The organism is Enterococcus sp. 6D12_DIV0197, from assembly GCF_002174385.1.
Classification (GTDB): domain Bacteria; phylum Bacillota; class Bacilli; order Lactobacillales; family Enterococcaceae; genus Enterococcus_D; species Enterococcus_D casseliflavus.
Genome location: NZ_NIBN01000001.1, coordinates 289,290 through 306,927 on the forward strand (window position 1 = coordinate 289,290; position 17,638 = coordinate 306,927).

Consider the following 17,638-nt stretch of genomic DNA (forward strand, 5'->3'; position numbering starts at 1 on the left):
GAAGGGGCATCGCCGATGTATGAAGTTGATCGAGAAGCGGAGATCATCAAGTATCTGCCGCTAGTGGAACGGGTGGTTCAGCGCCTGTCTATCAAAACCGCCGATTATGAATCAGGCGATCTCTACAATATTGGGGTGATTGGGCTGATGGATGCCTTGCGGAAATTCGATCCCTCAAAAAAAGTTCCTTTTGAAAGCTATGCAGCGATTCGCATCAAAGGGGCAATTATTGATGAAGTACGCAAGCACGCCAAAATCTCCCGATACAAAATGGCGGCAGTCAATCAGTTTTATCAAGCACGGCAAGAGTTGGAGCAAAGCCTCAAAAGAGAAGCGACCGACACCGAGATCTGCAAACAGCTGGGAATCAACCAAAGTCAACTAGCGGATATTTATGAGAGTCTGCACTACTTAGCCAGCGTCTCTTTGGAAGATACCTTGTTTGCTTACCAAGAAGAAGGCATGACCTTAAAAGATATGGTTCGGGATCCAGCCGAAAATGTCGAAGAGACCTTGGTCGCTGAAGAAAAACGCACCGCCTTGGTGGCGTGCATCAAAAAATTAGGGGAACGGGAACAATTGATTTTAAGTTTGTACTATACCGAAGAACTGACGTTAAAAGAAATCGCTGAAATCTTAGAAGTCTCGATTCCGCGAGTTTCACAAATTCATGGCAAAACGATTGCCAAATTGCGCACATTGATTGAGGAGGAACTGGCATGATTCGAGGATTGGATGTCTTATCACGGAACATTTCATTATTACAAAAGCGACAAGAGACGACGAGCGGCAATATTGCCAATGTCAATACAACAGGGTATCAAGCAAAAACTTTGTTCCAGTCGGCGCTAGATGAAGTGGCATTGCATAATTACCAAAGCGGGCCCAATGCGGATACCCGCCGTGATATCGGTGGATTGTCTTTAGGGACCCAATTGGCAGGCAGTACCATCAGTCAAGACCAAGGTGCTGTCAAACAGACGGGACAAGCCAGCGATTTTGCACTGCTTTCCGAAGGCTACTTTGTCGTTCAAAACAATGCAGGGCAGCGGTTGTATACGAGAAATGGCGACTTTACCGTCAATCAGCAGAATCAATACGTGACACAAGAAGGCTATCTTGTCTTGGGTGCCAATGGACAAGCAGTCAGCGCCTTGGGACCAGCGAACTTTCAGATCCAAACATTCCCCCCAGAAGCATTGACTACAGCTGGTCAAAACTATGTGACTAGCAACGCAGCAGGAACCACGGTGAATGCACCCGTGATCCAGCAAGGTGCCTTAGAACAAGCCAATGTAGCGGTTGCCGATGAAATGGTGGCGATGATCCAGACTTCTCGCGAATTTGAAGCCAATCAGAAAGCCTTGAGTTCAACGAATCAGACATTGCAAAAAGCGGTCAACGAATTAGGAAAGATTTGAGGATGAGTCAATGAATATCAGTGGATTATTAGGAATCAGCCGTTCTGGGTTGAATCATTTGCAGACAAACTTAGACACGACAGCCAACAACATCGCCAACGTCAATACCAATGGCTACCAAGCACAAACGACCCATTTTCAAGCATTGATGGAAAATGCCATCGGTGCAGAAGAAACGCTATTTAATGGCAACGCCGCCCAATATGGTGCGTCAATGGGGGCAAAAGCGACTACGACTACCAGTTTTGCCCAAGGCAATCTGGCGGGCACTGCTCAGCCATTAGATCTCGCGATCCAAGGCAACGGCTTTTTCGGGGTCCGGGACCAAACTGGTCAATTGCTGCTGAGTCGAGCAGGCAATTTTCATTTAACTGAGAACAAGCAATTAGTCAATAGTGAAGGGTACCCTGTGGCAATGACCACAAACGTACCAACCCCTCAGTGGCCAGATGCGCAGCAAATCGCAATAGATGCCAGCGGTCAGTTGACGATGGAAGAAAATGGTCAGACTCGCGTGTTGGGACAGCTGACCCTTTATCAGCCGACGAATACAGAAAACATCACGCCAGTGGGCAACCAACTGTACAGTGCTGGTGATCAAGCGTTGCTTACTTCGCAAACCAATCCAGCAGCCTTTGGCAGCGTCTTGCAAGGTCAGTTAGAACAGTCGACGGTGGATCTAGCGACGTCCATGACAGACTTGTTAACGACCCAGCGTGCGTATGGATTGAATACGAAAGCCATGCAGACAGCCGATGAGATGTGGTCCGTGATCAATCGTTTTACAGATTAGAGGAGAAAGAACATGATTCGCTTAACCAAGGTCAGTAAAAAATTCAGCAATGGCACGTTGGCATTGGCCGATATTTCTGTTGCGATCCCTCAAGGAGAATTTATCTATGTGGTGGGTCCCAGCGGTGCGGGCAAATCGACCTTATTCAAATTGCTCTTGAAAGAAGAAGAGCTTTCGGCTGGTTCTATCCAAGTCGGCAATGTCTTGTTGGAACAACTCAAAGACCGTCATCTCTATATGGTTCGACGACAAGTCGGTATCGTCGGACAAGAAGACCTTTTGCTTCCTTATCTGACGGTTGCCAAAAACGTCGATTATGCGCTGCAAGTACTAGGCACTCCCCGCAAGCTGCGTCAGGAAAAAACCGCCAAAGCGCTGCAACTGGTAGGCATGTTTCCTCAAAAGGATCACTATCCTGAAGAGCTTTCCGTGGGACAGCGCAAAAAAGTAGCGATCGCGCGGGCGATCGTCACAGAGCCAGCAGTCTTGATCGCCGATGAGCCCACCGCCAATCTGGATGCCAAATCAGCCGTTGAAGTCATGAAACTACTCTTGCGGATCAATCAAGTCGGTGCCACGATCCTCTTGGCGACCCACGACAGTACGATGGTCAATACTGTCCGTAATCGGGTGGTCGAGCTGCAAAACGGTCGCTTGGTTCGTGATGAATATCAAGGCGGCTATACGCGCTTTGCTGATCCAAAAGATACATATGTCTGGTGAAGATGCTTAACTTTTCTAGCAAAAGATCCGATTAAAGAACTAGAAGATTGTTTTCATAATCGGATAAAGAAGGAGTGACTCAACGATTATCAAGTGAAGAGCGAATCTTGATAAACAGCACGACTGATCATTTTGCATAGGAAAGGATACTGTTATGAAGAAGAAGGTACAAGCTATCATCAAAAAAATCCGCTTGGCGGCGTTGATTCCGCTAGGATTTACCCTGATCGTATTATTAGGATGCTATTTCTTCGTGATCCGCACCCACGGAGACGGACAAGCAGCAAAAAGTTTCTTTATTTTTTCAGTAATCGTACTGCTGCTAGAAATCGCAGTGTTAGTAGGAATGACCTATTTGGTAAAAAAAGAGACCCACTCGGGCATGGATACGTTGTTGACAGAACTAGAAGCAGTCGGTTCTGGCGATCTGTCGCATATCGATGAGATCGGCAGCAGCGACCAGACCTCTCTTTTTGGGCAAGTTCAAAATCGTTTTCAAGGGGTTTTAAACACCTTCAAAGCGGTGATCGTTGGCATGCACGAAGAAAGCAGCCGAATGGAAAAAATGGTCGGCGGCCTAACGACAACCTCAAAAAATGCCAAAAATTCAATTGAAAATGTGCGTCAGACGATGAATGCCATCGCAGATGCCACTAGTTCACAAGCCTCCGAAGCGGAACAAACCTCCTTTGATATGGACGAGCTAGCCTTAAGTATCGAAGAGATCCACAAAGAGATCGAATTGATGAATGGCTATGTCGGTCAATCCCAAAGCAGCAATGTTCACAATTCAGAAATGATGTTCCATGTATTTGAAAGCTGGGAGATCGAACGGCAAAACCAAGCAGAATTAGTGGAAAGCATGAACGACATGAACGAAGATGTCCAAAGCATCGGTAAGATCGTTCAGCTGATCAATGACATTTCTGATCAGACCAACTTACTGGCATTGAATGCATCCATCGAAGCAGCTCGAGCTGGAGAAGCAGGCCGAGGGTTTGCCATCGTTGCGGAAGAAGTCCGCAGCTTGGCGGAACAAAGCAGTCAATCAACGAAAAGCATTCGTTCGATCATTGAAACGATCCGCAAAAAATCGGAAAAAGTGGTCTCTGCAGTGACGGATTCCTTTGAAAGCGGCGAAAAACAAACCAACAATATCAACAAAGCGATCGAGTCAGCCAATGAGATCTCTGATATTGTCGAAAAATTGGTTTCAAGTATTCAAGCCGTGGAAGCCCATATTACCGGGATCGTTGAGAAAAAAGACATGGTTCAAGTTTCCGTCAGCAACATTTCGGCTGCTGTTTCGGAAACCTCTGCCGGCACCCAAGAAGTAACGGCAAACTTAGAAGACTTCTACTTAGTCATCGAAGACTTTGAACGGAATGTGCAAGAGATCGAAACGATCGCCACTATCCTTAAATTCCAAGTGGATAGTTTCAAATTCTAAAAAGGAGCAGTGACGCCAATGGAACAATACGTTGTATTTAAAAGTCATCAACAACTCTTTGCCTTGCGTATCGACTATGTGGTACGGGTCATTGAGGCTGCTTCTTTTACACAGCTGCCAGAAGTGGCAGATTTCGTGCTGGGAATCCAGCCTTTTGAAGAGGCGATGGTGCCGATCATTGACATCCGCAAAAAGCTGTTTGATGAATTTACACCGGAAACTGGGCAAAATGTGGTCTTGTTGTGTCACTGGCAAGAGCAGGCGATCGGCCTATACGTGGAAGAGATCGTCGGCATTTTACCGCTCGTTGAAAGTCCTAGCAATGCGGAACTAAATACATCAGGACTCAAGCAAAACTATATCGAAGCCTTTCTGAAAAAAGACGATGAACTTGTGCTGGCATTGGAGCTGCCGTTTCTCTTCAGCTATGAACAAGCCGCTGAGATGACGGCGGAGTTAGACGCCTATCAGACAGAGGAATTGGCAGCCGCCAATGACCATGACAATGATGACCGTGAATGAGGAACTGCATGTGGGGATCTCGGAGTATAAGATCGCCCAAGCGCCAACGCGTTTGATCACGGTGGGTTTAGGTTCTTGCATCGGCACGATCATTTACGATGAAGCCAGTCATATCGGCGGCTTGAGTCATATTATGCTGCCAGATAGTCAGCCTTTTTTGCACAAGCGGGAAATCAAGCCCGAGAAGTTTGCGGACTTGGCATTGCCAGCGATGGTGGCTGAGCTGGAACAAAAGATCCGTCGGCCTCGCTTTCAAGCGAAAATCGTTGGCGGCGCCAATATGTTTCAGTTCCAGACGCTTAACGCTGCCAGCAATATTGGTCAGCGCAATATTGAAGCCGTCGAGGAAGTCTTGGCTCGGCTAAACATTCCGATCGTAGCCAAACATGTTGGCGGCAGCGCTGGTCGAACGATGATCGTGGATCTTCAGGATTTCAAGACCATGGTTCGGCAAGTCAAACAAGAAATCGTTTATTTGTAAAAGGAGTACAGGGACATGAAAAAAGTAATGATCGTCGATGATTCGGCATTCATGCGGAAAGTAGTGACAGATTTATTGAATCAGCTGCCTGATATCGAGGTGACCGTCGCTGCCCGCAATGGCAAACAAGCATTGGACTATCTGACCAAAGAAGCGATCGATTTGGTAGTAATGGATGTGGAGATGCCAGTGATGAACGGATTAGAGACCTTGCGGAGGATGAAACAGCAATCAGCCATTCCCGTCATCATGCTTAGTTCATTAACCAATCAAGAAACCACGATTGAGGCTTTGGCGCTTGGCGCCCGAGATTTTGTGGAAAAACCCGTCAGTCTATCGATGATCGAAAAAGAATGGATCGCTGAATTTCATCAAAAGATTTTGGCGATGGATCATGAAGTCGGTACGGTTCACCCGCCAGTACCAACGATTGCCCAGCCCACTAAGCTGACACAAAACAGCTTGCCGGTATCACTTGATGCGCTAGTCATTGGTGCTTCAACAGGAGGACCCCGTGCTTTGCTGGGAATTATTCGCCGTCTGCCTGCACGTTTGCGTTGCCCGATTTTGATCGTTCAGCATATGCCAGCGGGCTTCACGGCTTCCTTTGCAAAACGCTTAGACACAGAGACAACCGTCCGAGTACAAGAAGCAGTCGACGGCATGCGGATCGAAAATCAAGTGTATCTTTGTCCAGGGGATTACCACATGACGGTCCAACAAGGGCACCTGCAGCTGGACCAGCGAGAAAAACGGCATGGGACGCGGCCAACCGTCGATTATCTTTTTTCCTCAGCAGCTGACTACTATGGCCCGCAACTAGCGGCAGTGGTTTTGACGGGGATGGGAAAAGACGGCACCGCTGGCTTACGACAGATCCAAGCGGCTGGGGGCTATACGATCGTTCAAGACAAAGAAACGTGTACAGTCTTTGGGATGCCACGGTATGCCATTGAACAAGGAGTCGTAGATGAAGTCCTGCCATTGCAGGGCATTGAAGCAAAAATTGCACAGATGGTCAGGTGAAGAAGATGGAAGAAGAATTTGCCTTATTTAATGCGTGGGTGGATCGCCGATTAGGGATTCCCTTAGCCGCATACAAAGAAAATCAAATGCAGCGCCGCATCCTTACGATCATGGAAAACAGCGGAGCAAAAACGTTGAGAGAATACCAGCAATTGATCGAAGGCGATGACGGGGTGCGGGCGGCTTTTTTAGCCCATATCACCATTAACGTAACGGAATTTTATCGCAACAAAGAACTGTTTGACGCCTTTGAACGCGTCTTGAAAACCATTGTTCTCCCGAAAACCACGCTGCCCAAAATTTGGAGTGCCGCATGTTCGATTGGGGCAGAACCCTATACGATCGCGATGCTGTTAGAAAAAAACCAAATTGCCGCAGCCAATGTCTTGGCTACCGATATCGATACGCAAATTTTGGCAAAAGCCAAGCAAGGACTCTATCGAGACCACGAATTGCGGAATGTCTCAGCGGCAGAACGTACCCGTTTTTTTGATGCAAAAGAAAAGAACCAATTTCAGATCAAACCAGAAATCAAACGGCGGGTTCATTTTAAGCAACACGATCTTTTGAAAGACCCGTACAATGGGCCTTTTGATGTGATCGTTTGCCGCAATGTGACGATTTATTTCAAAAGTGATGCTCGGGATGCCGTCTATCAAAAATTCAGCGATGCATTGGTCCCAGGGGGCATTTTGTTTACGGGAGCGACAGAAACGATCAATTTTGCGGAACAATTCGGCCTCAAGAAAATCGATTCGTTTATCTATCAAAAAGTATAATTTTGTAAAGGAGGGACCCATTTGGATGACAATAGTGTCTATCGTACCCTTTTCTTTGAAGAAACAGACGATCATTTAGCACAGTTGAATGATCATGTCTTGCAATTGGAAAACGATCCAAAAGATAGCGCCTTGCTGAATGATATTTTCCGTTCTGCCCATACCCTTAAAGGGATGGCGGCAACGATGGGCTATGACGTCATGACGCAGCTGACCCATAAAATGGAAAATATTTTTGAGTTATTTAAAACTGGGACCTTGCAAGTGACCCAGCAATCGATCTCATTGATTTTCAAATGTCTGGATCGCCTGTCAGAACTTGTGGAGGACTTGCGGGAAGAACGAGACCTGCAGCCAGCTCAAATTGCCGATTTATTGGCCGAACTTGACCAAACGGAACATTCTGGCGGTATATCAACCGAGACAGAAGCAAGCCAAAACCCCACCGCAGTGGGCGCGTTAACCCCACAGCTTCAACAGATCGATCCTTCTGATCTGTATGTGATCGAGCAAGCGGCTGGAGATGGCTATCAAGCGGTCCAAATTGCTGTTCGCTTAGATGCCCAATCCATGTTAAAAGGTGCTCGTGCCTTCTTGATCATGGAAAAGCTTGGCCAAGCAGGGGATGTTCTTTATACAGAACCAGATGCCCAAACACTCGAAGAAGGCACCTTTGAATCAGATTTTTCACTGCTGTATTTGACGCAGCAAACACTGGCTGATGTCGAGCAAAACATCGCCAGCAATAGTGAGATCGAAGCCTTCGTGGTGGCACCGTTTGATCCTTCAGCTGCTGTGTTGGAGGAGGCAGAAGAGCTGCTTCAACCAGCACCGACCCCAGAGTCAGAGACTTCTGCTCTTCAGCAAGCGACAACAGAAACGAAAGAAAAATCGTCGGCGCCCGCGCATCATGCGTCCGCCCAAAATCAATCGATCCGAGTCGACTTGAATCGCTTAGATTCATTCTTGGATCTCGTGTCCGAATTGGTGGTCTATCGCAATCAATTAGAAGATGTCAGTGAGCGGGAAAACATCGAAGCAGTCAAAGACCCCTTAGAGCAAGTTTCACGATTGACCTCTGAGCTGCAAGATTTGGTCTTGCGGATCCGCATGCAGCAAGTCAATGTCGTCTTCAGTCGCTTTCCGCGAATGGTTCGGGACTTATCCAATGAACTGCAAAAGGAAATGGAACTTGTCATTTTTGGGGAAGAAACGGAATTGGATAAAACAGTGGTTTCTGAGTTGAGTGAACCTCTGGTCCATCTGTTGCGTAATTCTGTCGATCACGGCATCGAAGCACCCGATGTTCGGGAAAAACTGGGCAAACCGCGCAAGGGCACGATTCGCTTGGCGGCCTACCAAGAAGGCAATCGCGTAATCATTACTTTAGAGGATGATGGCAAAGGCCTTGATCCGCAAGTAATCAAAGCAAGTGCTGAAAAGAAAGGCTTAGCAACGGAAGGTCTTTCCGATGAAGCGTTGCAGCAGCTGATTTTCCATCCTGGTTTTTCAACTGCGCAAGAAGTGACTAACATTTCTGGGCGCGGTGTCGGGATGGATGCCGTGCAATCCAAGATCACCCAACTAGGGGGCACGATCGAAATGAAGAGTCAGCCAAATAAAGGCACGCAGTTTGTGATCAAATTGCCATTGACTCTGTCGATCATTCAAGCGTTGATGGTTCGCGTCGGAGCAGAAACCTTTGCGATCCCATTAAATCTCGTCGAACGCGTGGTGATGGTCAAAGAAGAAGAGATCATCCAGACGGTCTCGGATGAGGTCTATCGTTTTCAAGAGGAGTTGATTCCCTTGGTTCGGACCGATCAACTCTTAGCGATCGAAGGCGATCCATCTGAGAAAAAATTCGCCATCATCGTCAACAATGACCAGCAGTTTCACGGCATTTTGGCAGATGAGCTGATCGGCCAGCAAGAAATCGTCATCAAGAAAATCGATCCGCTGCTGCAAAAGCTGAATCGCTATCAAGGGGCAACGATTATGGGCAACGGCTCGATCGCACTGATCCTAGACATTCATGCCATCTGTCAGGAAAAAAAGGATGACCGCTTATGAGCTATACAGCGCTGCAGATCGATGGCCTAAAAGAACTGATCAATATCGGCGGTGGTCACGCTGCGACTAGTTTATCAAAGCTCGTCCAACAACCGATCGATATGCGGGTACCAGAAGTCGAGATTCTAGCGTATGAGGACCTGTATCAGCAGATCATGGCGGAAGACAAAGAAGTTCATGTGGTGATGAGCCAGATCGAAGGGGCGTTTCGAGGGATCTTCTTGTTTGTCTTAACGGATGAATCCGCCGCAAAATTGCGTCAGTTGATGATCCAAGAAATCGATCCGTCTGAAGAATTGAAGCAATCGGTCATCAACGAGTTGACCAACATTCTTACCAATTCTTTTTTGATCGCGATCGGCCAACTATTGGAAACTCAGCTGAGTGCGTCTTTACCAAGCGCCAGCTATGATTTCTTTGGCGCAGCGATCAGCTCCATCTATTTGGCGATGGCCCAGTATGATGAGCAGGTGATGGTGATCCGTAATGAGTTCGTCTACGCCAAAGAAACATTAGAGGCATCGTTATTTTTGATTCCAGAAATCGGTGTACTAGAAAACATATTTGATTCATTAGGAATTTGAAAGGGGCAAATACAATGTCAAAAAAAGTATTGATTGTGGATGATGCGGTATTTATGCGCATGAAATTAAAGGATATTTTAGAAAAAAACGGCTATGAAGTCGTGGGGGAAGCCCAAAATGGCCAAGAGGCTTTTGAAAAATACCAAGCAACGACACCAGACTTAGTGACTATGGATATCACGATGCCAGAAGTGGACGGCTTAGAGGCATTAAAAATGATCCGCACGTTTGATGCGCAGGCCAAAGTCGTAATGTGCAGTGCCATGGGACAACAAGGAATGGTGATGGATGCGATTCGCGCCGGTGCGGTGGACTTTATCGTGAAGCCTTTTGACACGGACCGCGTAATCACTGCCATCGACAAAGCCTTTGCCTAATGCCTAGGAGGATAGCGACATGCAGATGATTCTTTTCAAAATGGCTCAGCAGTACTATTTGATTTCGGCGGACTCGGTGGACGAGGTCATTGATGCCCCTTCCTTTACGAAGGTGCCCTTAGCACCAGAGTGGGTGGAAGGATTGATCAATCTGCGGGGGTCTGTCGTAACGGTGATTCGTTTGGCAAAATTGATTCCCATCATGGAACCAGCCTACGAAAAAAACATATTGATCATGAAGAAGCAAGAGGAGACCAAAGGGGTCCTTGTAGAAGAAGTAATTGAAGTTCTTGATATCACCGAAGACGATATCCAACTAAGCAATCAAGAGACAGAACATGCCGTTGGGGTCGTGACGATCGGTGAAAAAGTAGCCAGTGTGATTCAAATCGATCACATGATTTTTTAAAAAAATGGGGGATTAGTGTGGATCAGGTATTGACGCAGCAAGAGATTGATTTATTGTTGAATGCGATGAGCAGCGGAGAGATCGATCAAGAAATTATTGAGATAGAAGACAAACAAGCCAAAGTGAAAGCCTACGATTTTCGCCGACCAACAAAGCTGTCGAAAGAATACGTCAATACCCTGCACATGATCTTCGAGGATTTCTCGAAGATGAGCAGCAGCATGCTTTCTACCCAACTGCGGACCAATGTTTCTTTGCAGTTGGCAGCTATCGAACAAGTCAGTTATGACGAATTTATCCATTCGATACCAAAATTTACTTTGTTGGGGCTCTTTCATTCGCAGCCTTTGAGCGGGATTCAAATGATCGAGATGAACCCACAATTGTGTATGATGTTGGTGGAGTTGTTGTGCGGCGGCTTGGATGTCTATCAAAACAAGCCGATCGAAATGGATTTTAGCGAGAAAAAAAGTTTTACTGATATTGAAACAGCAATCTTGGAAGAAGTGGTGGCACAATTTGTCCGGGTCTACCAAAATGTTTGGAAGGACATCGTTGCCTTGGATTCGGTTTTGGATGGAATCGATACGAATCCGCAATTGATGCAAAACATGTCGCCCAACGAACCCGTCGTGTTAGTGACCTTTACTATCAAAATTTTTGAAGTGAAACATTTTATCAATCTATGTATCCCTTATGTCTTCTTTGAAGGGATCATTGATAAATTAAGTTTCCGCAATTGGTTTGATAGCAATCAGCCAGTCAACCAAGACGATAGCCGCGAGTTGCAAAAAAGTTTGAATGGCGTCGGTTTGAATTTAGAAGTTCTGCTGGGCCATGCTCAAATGAGTCTTTCTGAGTTTCTCCACTTAGAAGAAGGCGATGTCATCAAACTAGACAAAAAAATTACTGAACCATTGGAGACTTTCATCGATGGAAAACCTTACTTCCGAGCAAAACCTGGGAAGCAAGAGGACCGTTTAGCCATTGAATTATTAGACAAGTTAGAAGAGGAGCAAGAACTATGAGTGAACGTTTATCCCAAGCAGAAATCGATGCATTGTTGAATCAAAGTGCCCCAGCCCAGCCACAAGGATTAGAAGAGCAAGTCAAAGTCGACATTATCGGCGAAGTTGGCAATATCTCCATGTCGCAAGCGGCGACGACGTTGTCTTCCATTCTTGATCGTCGGGTCAGCATCACGACTCCCCGGGTGTCTAAAATCAAATTTGGTGAGATCTTAAACGACCTCGTTGCACCAAAAGTAGCGACGACAGTTGAATTTAAAGAAGGCCTTTTAGGCAGTAATTTGATGCTATTAGAAGTCAAAGATGCCATCGTGATCGCCGATTTGATGATGGGTGGAACTGGTGAAACCAGCAACACTCAATTTACGGAATTAGAGCTAAGTGCTGTGGCAGAAGCTATGAACCAAATGATTGGGACTGCCTCGACTTCGATGGCAACGATGATCAGCCGCAAAGTGGATATCTTGCCGCCGATCGTCAAACTATGGGAGACACCAGAAAACATTGAGTATAGCGGGATCGAGGCAGAGGAAGAGATTTACTGTATCTCATTTTCTTTGCGCGTCGAAGGTCTGATCGAAAGCAAAATCATGCAGATCTTTACGGATCCTGTGGTCAACGATATCGCCAGTGCGATGCTCTCAGACGAAGCGACTGTCGTTACTCGGGAAACACCAACACCGCAGCCAACGGCACCCGTTGCTGCGCCTACGCCAGAACCAGCGGCTGCATCAAAGCCCGTGGAAGTCAGCAAACCTGCGTTTCAAACATTGGCCTCCAGCGGAGTGAGCGATGGGGATAATTTGGACTTGATCCTTGATGTGCCATTGGATCTAAGTGTCGTCTTAGGCCGCAGCAAAAAAACCATTAAGGATATTTTATCTTTCAATACGGGGTCCGTCATCGAGCTGGAAAAACTGACGGATGAACCGCTAGAGATTTTGTTGAACGGCAAACTGATCGCCACTGGGGAAGTCGTGGTCATCAATGAAAACTTTGGTGTGCGGATCACCAACATTCTTTCGCAAAAACAACGCATCCACAATTTGCATTAATTTGAAGAAATCGCAAAAAGTTAAACATATGGGTTTAACTTTTTTGTGATTTGACCGATAGTAGAGGGTAGAAGAATGAGAACGGAGGAGAACCTATGAAAATCGAAAGAGGTTACGCAGAATACAGCGACAAGGCCATCAAACGTGAAGCGGTCAAACAAGAAAAGCCATCTGCTGCTCAGACAGAAAAAACCGTCGATGTTCAATTGTCCGAAACAGCTCAAGCTATTCAAAAGAGTGCCAATCAAACAGCCAGTCGCAGTGAGCGAGTGGCAGAATTGAAACGAGCGATCAAAGAAGGCACCTACCAAGTATCTGCCGAAACGATCGCAGATAAAATGCTGCAACAAGATGAAAAGCAGGTCGACTAGATGACAGAACGGGAATTTGAGCGTCGGCTTCAGCAGTTCTTGCGGTTGCTGCAAAAAGAAAAGACCTGCTTGATCAAAAATCAAGCAGAAAAATTACCAGAACTCGTCGAGAAAAAAACCGCCTTCGTACCCGTTTTTTCCACGTATGAAGGAACTCTTTCAGTGGCGATCAAAGAACTCATCCGCCAGATCCAAGTGCAGCAAGCCGAAAATCTCCTGCTGACGGAGCAAGCCATTAGTTTCCAAACTGTTTTGATGGATGCAGTCAAAGAAAATATCAAGACACCGGCAAATACGTATTCGAAATACCAAGAAAAACAAGCTGTCTCAACAGCGATCATCGATCAAAAAATGTAAGGAGTACTTCTATGACAGGACTATTTGGTTCATTAGGCACCGCAACCCGAGGCATGACCGCCAATCAAGCAGCGTTGCAAACCAGCAGCCATAACATTGCAAATACCAATACAGACGGCTATTCAAGACAACGAGTCAACTTGCAAGCCGAAGCGTCTTATCATTTAGCGGGTGTCGGCAGCATCGGTATGGGTGTGAAAGTCGGCAGTGTCGAACGGATCGTCGATGATTTTGTCATTGGACAAGTACGCAATGCCAATTCTACCTATACATATTATGAACAAAAAGCAGACATATTAGGACAGCTGGAAAGTTTAATGAATGAGCCTTCTGACAACGGACTGTCCAAACAGCTGGCAACGATGTTTGATTCTTGGACCGCATTAGCCAACAATCCTGAACTGGATACGTCTAAGACCCTTGTGCTAGAAAACAGCAGTACGTTTGCCGATACCATCAACCAAATGGGCAAACAAATGACGCAGCTGCAAAGCGATACGCTGGATACCATCGAAAAATCCGCGCTGGACTTCAATGAGAAGGTCAAACAGCTGCAATCCTTGAATGAACAGATCTATGGGTTGACGACGAGTGGTGAGACACCCAATGATCTTTTAGATCGTCGAGACAGTCTGTTGAAAGATCTCTCGGGTCTAGCAGGGATCGAAACCAAGACCGATCAGTATGGCCGTGGGTTTGTATCCATGAGCGGACAGACGATTTTAAGTGCGGAGGAACGCAATACCCTTAGTGTGGTGGTGGGACAAAGCGACACAGGCGCCTTGGTTTCCAAAGACGGCAACGCCTTGAATCCTGCCGAAACCATCACAGGGTCTTATCCAGCTGGAACCGTCTTGTTGACGAAAACCACCGACAATGGCGAAACCGCCTATACAGAATTGCCGATCAAAGAAGGCGCGATTGGTGGCCTGCAAGCATCATCTAGTGAAATCGGCAGCCGCTTGACGGAATTGAACCACTTTACGACGACGATCGCGCAAGCCATGAACATGGTCTTTACCGGCGGCGCTTCTCGCACAAGCGGACTATTTGAGATCGGCCAAGATGATACCGGCACAGCGACGACGATTCGGGTCAGCCAAGCACTGTTAGATAACCCAAGTCTGGTGACCGGCGGAACGAGCAATGCAGCAGGAGATGGTTCAAGAGCTGCTGCAATGGCGAAACTCAGCAGTGCCAAATTGGATTTCCCGTTGTCAGAAAAGACGATCGCTTCTTTTGATTCTGAGACATTGACGTTTGCCAATGCAGCATCTGGCATGAGTGTCAGCAGTTATTTTAACAGCATCGTCACCAAAAACGGGATCTCAAAACAGCAAGCCGACAATACGGTCAGTGCCCAATTGTCGCTGCTGAATCAACTAGAATACAAAAATCAATCGGTGTCTGGGGTTTCATTAAATGAAGAAATGTCAGATGTGATTCGTTTCCAACAAGGATTTCAGGCCAATGCCCGCATATTATCGGTCGTTTCTGAAATGTTAGACACATTGATCAATCGAACAGGAGTGTAGACCATGCGTATTTCCAATTCAATCACCTACAATGATTTTTTACGAAATCTAGGAACCAACGCCTCCAAAGTCCAATCCACGTTGAATCAGCTATCGAGCTTAAAAGAAGTCAGCAAGTCCTCGGATAATCCGCTGCTGGTTTCAAAAATCATGGATCTCAATGTGTCGTTAAATCAAAACAAAACTTACAACAATACGATCAAAGACAGTATTTCTTGGACAAAAGCCCAAGATTCTGCTTTAGAAAGCGTCAGTACTTCGATGCTGCGGATTCGCTCGTTGGTTCAATCTTCTGCCAATGCGACAGCTGGCAGTGAGGAATTAGGGGCAAATCGTTCAGAGATCGAGCAAGAGATCGAAGGCATCGTTGAATCATTAAACACCAACTTTGATGGCCGCTATCTATTTAGCGGAACGAATACGACGACGGCGCCTTTTGAGATCGTCAAAGAAAATGACGCCATCGTCGGTATCAAATACAATGGCACCAGCGAAGACTTGCCGCGAGAAATCGCAAATGGGGTCTCGGTGGATCTGTTAGCCAGCGGTGATCGTCTGATGAACGAGACGGGCACCGCTGCGGATCCCCAAAATTTAAGCACCTATTTCAATGATTTGTTGTCTGCGTTGCGCAGTGATGATAAAGATGCCTTAGGGGGCGAGCTTTTAACCGCTCATGACCAGCATGCCACTAATGTGGTGAATGTACGGGCGCAGATCGGCACCCTCTACAATCGCTTGGAGGCGGCAGCTGATCGAAATGAGACGGAAAAGCTGAACTTGACCGAAACACTGTCCAACAAACAAGACGTCGATATTGCGGAAAAGTATATGGAATATCAAAATCAAATGACTGCCTACCGTTCAACACTAGCGATGGGAACAAAGATCATGCAGATGTCCATTCTAGATTATTTAAATTAACCCAAAAACTTTTGTTCTTTGCTGAGAGCAAAAGTTTTTTATTTTTTTTAGAAAAAAGGCTTAACCCTGAACGGTTTCTTCCGATAAATAGTAGCAGAGGGAAACCTTAGCGAATAAAAATTAGGAGGAACTACACATGAGAATCAATACAAACGTTTCAGCATTGAATACTTACTCACGCCTAACGGCAGCAAATGCTTCTAAAAGCAATTCTTTGTCTAAATTATCTTCAGGCTTACGCATCAACAAAGCTGGGGACGACGCAGCTGGCTTAGCAATTTCTGAAAAAATGAAAGGCCAAATCGGCGGTTTGTCACAAGCAAAAAGCAATGCACAAGATGGTATCTCATTGATCCAAACAGCAGAAGGTGCATTAAATGAAACCCACAGTATCTTAGGGCGTATGCGTGATCTTGCAGTTCAAAGTTCAAATGGTACGTTAAGTAATGATGACCGCGATGCGATCAACAAAGAATACACCGCATTGTCTGATGAAATCGACCGTATCAGCAATACCACTGAATTCAATACAAAAAGCTTGTTAACTGGTGAAGGCGATGATGCGAAATCATTCACTTTCCAAATCGGTGCCAACGCAAACCAAACAATGAGCGTTTCGATCAACAACATGAGCTCATCTGCATTGAAAGTAAAAGGCTTAGATTTAACACAAGCATTTGACACAAGCGATATTGCTGCAGCAAAAGATAAAGCAGTAGCGACTGCCTTCGAAGCAGATACTACAACAAAATATGCAGCGGACGGCACAGTTGATGCGGCAGCTGGTAAAACAGTTGCTGAATTAAAAACAGCCATCGAATCAGCAGCGGATGATACAGAAAAAGCAAAGGCTCAAAAAACATACGATGATGCTTTAGGAACATTTACCGCTTCTGATGAAGGCAAAGCAGCAGCGGCAACTGTCAGCGTTGAAAACAACCCAATCACAAAAATCGATGAAGCGATCAAAGCAGTTTCTGCACAACGTGCGGATCTTGGTGCGGCGCAAAACCGTCTAGAACACACAATCAACAACTTAGGTACAACGCAAGAAAACCTATCTGAAGCAAACTCACGTATCCGTGACGTTGATATGGCGCAAGAAATGATGAGCTTTACGAAGAGCAACATCCTTTCTCAAGCAGCAACTTCAATGTTGGCACAAGCAAACTCAATGCCTAACAGCGTATTGAGCTTGTTACAAGGATAATTTTTGATCAAGTGAACCACTGACACAAGGACTGCCTAGGGGAAGCGCAGTTCTTGTGTTTTACATAGCAGCACAAAAACGCTTAGAAATGAGGAAGCTCTGATGGATATTCAGCCAATGTCAGGAATACACCCGATCGAAGCCGTTGCGTCGGTCGCTAAAGCACGTCCGATCGAATCCCTAGATCAAGAGAACGCCAACCTTCAGCCGCAACACCAAGAGGGGAAACTGGCGGAGAAAAAGGAACAGACAGTGGCCACTGAACCGCCGATCCACTATTTTTCAGTAGCCGATCAGCACAAGATCGCAGCCTCCGTGGAGGAAGTGAATCAGCGACTACTTGGCAAAGATATGAAATTGGCTTATGAAGTACATGAGCGCACAGGGCGTACGATGGTGCGTTTAGTGGATATGCAGACCAACGAAGTGATCAAAGAGATCCCGCCCGCCAACATGCTAGACGTGATTGGGAAAATATGGGATGACATGGGCATCGCGGTCGATCGAAAGGGATGAAAAC

General features: G+C 46.3%; 21 protein-coding genes. All 21 read left to right on the forward strand.

The annotated features are described in order from the left end of the window. Positions 1 to 15: 15 nt before the first annotated feature. Positions 16 to 723, forward strand: a complete 708-nt coding sequence (locus tag A5867_RS01360) for a FliA/WhiG family RNA polymerase sigma factor (RefSeq protein WP_005226623.1) — start codon at positions 16 to 18, stop codon at positions 721 to 723. Then, positions 720 to 1,421: a flagellar hook-basal body complex protein gene (locus tag A5867_RS01365; RefSeq protein ID WP_061053556.1), complete on the forward strand. Its 702-nt coding sequence runs from the start codon at positions 720 to 722 to the stop codon at positions 1,419 to 1,421. The genes A5867_RS01360 and A5867_RS01365 overlap by 4 nt, the downstream gene beginning before the upstream one ends. A 10-nt stretch (positions 1,422 to 1,431) precedes the next feature. Then, on the forward strand, positions 1,432 to 2,214 hold the full coding sequence (locus A5867_RS18280; protein ID WP_087626715.1) for a flagellar hook basal-body protein: 783 nt from the start codon (positions 1,432 to 1,434) through the stop codon (positions 2,212 to 2,214). Between the two features lie 12 nt (positions 2,215 to 2,226). Beyond that, on the forward strand, positions 2,227 to 2,937 hold the full coding sequence (locus A5867_RS01375; protein ID WP_005226626.1) for an ATP-binding cassette domain-containing protein: 711 nt from the start codon (positions 2,227 to 2,229) through the stop codon (positions 2,935 to 2,937). Between the two features lie 154 nt (positions 2,938 to 3,091). Further along, positions 3,092 to 4,387: a methyl-accepting chemotaxis protein gene (locus A5867_RS01380; protein ID WP_005226627.1), complete on the forward strand. Its 1,296-nt coding sequence runs from the start codon at positions 3,092 to 3,094 to the stop codon at positions 4,385 to 4,387. 18 nt (positions 4,388 to 4,405) lie between these two features. Next, positions 4,406 to 4,909: a chemotaxis protein CheW gene (locus A5867_RS01385; protein ID WP_010748543.1), complete on the forward strand. Its 504-nt coding sequence runs from the start codon at positions 4,406 to 4,408 to the stop codon at positions 4,907 to 4,909. Continuing rightward, positions 4,881 to 5,390: a chemotaxis protein CheD gene (locus A5867_RS01390; protein WP_005226629.1), complete on the forward strand. Its 510-nt coding sequence runs from the start codon at positions 4,881 to 4,883 to the stop codon at positions 5,388 to 5,390. The genes A5867_RS01385 and A5867_RS01390 overlap by 29 nt, the downstream gene beginning before the upstream one ends. A gap of 15 nt (positions 5,391 to 5,405) precedes the next feature. Beyond that, the gene (locus A5867_RS01395) at positions 5,406 to 6,416 is read left to right on the forward strand and encodes a chemotaxis response regulator protein-glutamate methylesterase (RefSeq protein ID WP_016609024.1); all 1,011 of its coding nucleotides are present in this window, start codon (positions 5,406 to 5,408) and stop codon (positions 6,414 to 6,416) included. A gap of 5 nt (positions 6,417 to 6,421) precedes the next feature. Further along, the gene (locus tag A5867_RS01400) at positions 6,422 to 7,195 is read left to right on the forward strand and encodes a protein-glutamate O-methyltransferase CheR (protein WP_005226631.1); all 774 of its coding nucleotides are present in this window, start codon (positions 6,422 to 6,424) and stop codon (positions 7,193 to 7,195) included. Positions 7,196 to 7,216: 21 nt separating this feature from the next. Further along, positions 7,217 to 9,268 (forward strand): chemotaxis protein CheA, encoded by a 2,052-nt coding sequence (locus A5867_RS01405; protein WP_087626716.1) that lies wholly within the window; start codon positions 7,217 to 7,219, stop codon positions 9,266 to 9,268. Further along, entirely contained in the window at positions 9,265 to 9,852 is a 588-nt protein-coding gene (locus A5867_RS01410) for a chemotaxis protein CheC (RefSeq protein ID WP_008376598.1), read from the forward strand. Before A5867_RS01405 ends, A5867_RS01410 begins: the two co-directional genes overlap by 4 nt. A gap of 14 nt (positions 9,853 to 9,866) precedes the next feature. Beyond that, positions 9,867 to 10,229: a response regulator gene (locus A5867_RS01415; RefSeq protein ID WP_003129084.1), complete on the forward strand. Its 363-nt coding sequence runs from the start codon at positions 9,867 to 9,869 to the stop codon at positions 10,227 to 10,229. Positions 10,230 to 10,248: 19 nt separating this feature from the next. Continuing rightward, positions 10,249 to 10,638, forward strand: coding sequence for a chemotaxis protein CheW (locus tag A5867_RS01420; RefSeq protein WP_005226635.1), 390 nt, complete (start codon positions 10,249 to 10,251; stop codon positions 10,636 to 10,638). A gap of 17 nt (positions 10,639 to 10,655) precedes the next feature. Next, positions 10,656 to 11,666, forward strand: coding sequence for a flagellar motor switch protein FliM (fliM, locus tag A5867_RS01425; RefSeq protein WP_005232756.1), 1,011 nt, complete (start codon positions 10,656 to 10,658; stop codon positions 11,664 to 11,666). Then, on the forward strand, positions 11,663 to 12,721 hold the full coding sequence (gene fliY, locus A5867_RS01430; RefSeq protein ID WP_005226637.1) for a flagellar motor switch phosphatase FliY: 1,059 nt from the start codon (positions 11,663 to 11,665) through the stop codon (positions 12,719 to 12,721). Before fliM ends, fliY begins: the two co-directional genes overlap by 4 nt. A 95-nt stretch (positions 12,722 to 12,816) precedes the next feature. Beyond that, entirely contained in the window at positions 12,817 to 13,092 is a 276-nt protein-coding gene (flgM, locus tag A5867_RS01435) for a flagellar biosynthesis anti-sigma factor FlgM (RefSeq protein WP_005226638.1), read from the forward strand. Further along, a complete protein-coding gene (locus tag A5867_RS01440) occupies positions 13,093 to 13,449 on the forward strand; it encodes a hypothetical protein (RefSeq protein ID WP_005226639.1) in 357 nt (118 codons plus the stop codon). It begins immediately after the preceding gene. An 11-nt stretch (positions 13,450 to 13,460) separates the two neighbouring features. Then, positions 13,461 to 14,984 (forward strand): flagellar hook-associated protein FlgK, encoded by a 1,524-nt coding sequence (gene flgK / locus A5867_RS01445; RefSeq protein WP_087626717.1) that lies wholly within the window; start codon positions 13,461 to 13,463, stop codon positions 14,982 to 14,984. Positions 14,985 to 14,987: 3 nt separating this feature from the next. Continuing rightward, on the forward strand, positions 14,988 to 15,908 hold the full coding sequence (gene flgL / locus A5867_RS01450; RefSeq protein WP_005226641.1) for a flagellar hook-associated protein FlgL: 921 nt from the start codon (positions 14,988 to 14,990) through the stop codon (positions 15,906 to 15,908). A 136-nt stretch (positions 15,909 to 16,044) separates the two neighbouring features. After that, positions 16,045 to 17,118: a flagellin gene (locus tag A5867_RS01455; RefSeq protein ID WP_087626718.1), complete on the forward strand. Its 1,074-nt coding sequence runs from the start codon at positions 16,045 to 16,047 to the stop codon at positions 17,116 to 17,118. Between the two features lie 102 nt (positions 17,119 to 17,220). Beyond that, a complete protein-coding gene (locus tag A5867_RS01460; protein WP_005226643.1) occupies positions 17,221 to 17,634 on the forward strand; it encodes a flagellar protein FlaG in 414 nt (137 codons plus the stop codon). The last annotated feature ends 4 nt before the right edge of the window (positions 17,635 to 17,638 follow it).

Excerpts from the sequence above, each read along its gene's own strand:
- A5867_RS01360 (WP_005226623.1), top strand. The coding sequence starts at position 16 with ATGTATGAAGTTGATCGAGAAGCGGAGATCATCAAGTATCTGCCGCTA.
- A5867_RS01365 (WP_061053556.1), top strand. The coding sequence starts at position 720 with ATGATTCGAGGATTGGATGTCTTATCACGGAACATTTCATTATTACAA.
- A5867_RS18280 (WP_087626715.1), top strand. The coding sequence starts at position 1,432 with ATGAATATCAGTGGATTATTAGGAATCAGCCGTTCTGGGTTGAATCAT.
- A5867_RS01375 (WP_005226626.1), top strand. The coding sequence starts at position 2,227 with ATGATTCGCTTAACCAAGGTCAGTAAAAAATTCAGCAATGGCACGTTG.
- A5867_RS01380 (WP_005226627.1), top strand. The coding sequence starts at position 3,092 with ATGAAGAAGAAGGTACAAGCTATCATCAAAAAAATCCGCTTGGCGGCG.
- A5867_RS01385 (WP_010748543.1), top strand. The coding sequence starts at position 4,406 with ATGGAACAATACGTTGTATTTAAAAGTCATCAACAACTCTTTGCCTTG.
- A5867_RS01390 (WP_005226629.1), top strand. The coding sequence starts at position 4,881 with ATGACCATGACAATGATGACCGTGAATGAGGAACTGCATGTGGGGATC.
- A5867_RS01395 (WP_016609024.1), top strand. The coding sequence starts at position 5,406 with ATGAAAAAAGTAATGATCGTCGATGATTCGGCATTCATGCGGAAAGTA.
- A5867_RS01400 (WP_005226631.1), top strand. The coding sequence starts at position 6,422 with ATGGAAGAAGAATTTGCCTTATTTAATGCGTGGGTGGATCGCCGATTA.
- A5867_RS01410 (WP_008376598.1), top strand. The coding sequence starts at position 9,265 with ATGAGCTATACAGCGCTGCAGATCGATGGCCTAAAAGAACTGATCAAT.
- A5867_RS01415 (WP_003129084.1), top strand. The coding sequence starts at position 9,867 with ATGTCAAAAAAAGTATTGATTGTGGATGATGCGGTATTTATGCGCATG.
- A5867_RS01420 (WP_005226635.1), top strand. The coding sequence starts at position 10,249 with ATGCAGATGATTCTTTTCAAAATGGCTCAGCAGTACTATTTGATTTCG.
- fliY (WP_005226637.1), top strand. The coding sequence starts at position 11,663 with ATGAGTGAACGTTTATCCCAAGCAGAAATCGATGCATTGTTGAATCAA.
- flgM (WP_005226638.1), top strand. The coding sequence starts at position 12,817 with ATGAAAATCGAAAGAGGTTACGCAGAATACAGCGACAAGGCCATCAAA.
- A5867_RS01440 (WP_005226639.1), top strand. The coding sequence starts at position 13,093 with ATGACAGAACGGGAATTTGAGCGTCGGCTTCAGCAGTTCTTGCGGTTG.
- flgK (WP_087626717.1), top strand. The coding sequence starts at position 13,461 with ATGACAGGACTATTTGGTTCATTAGGCACCGCAACCCGAGGCATGACC.
- flgL (WP_005226641.1), top strand. The coding sequence starts at position 14,988 with ATGCGTATTTCCAATTCAATCACCTACAATGATTTTTTACGAAATCTA.
- A5867_RS01455 (WP_087626718.1), top strand. The coding sequence starts at position 16,045 with ATGAGAATCAATACAAACGTTTCAGCATTGAATACTTACTCACGCCTA.
- A5867_RS01460 (WP_005226643.1), top strand. The coding sequence starts at position 17,221 with ATGGATATTCAGCCAATGTCAGGAATACACCCGATCGAAGCCGTTGCG.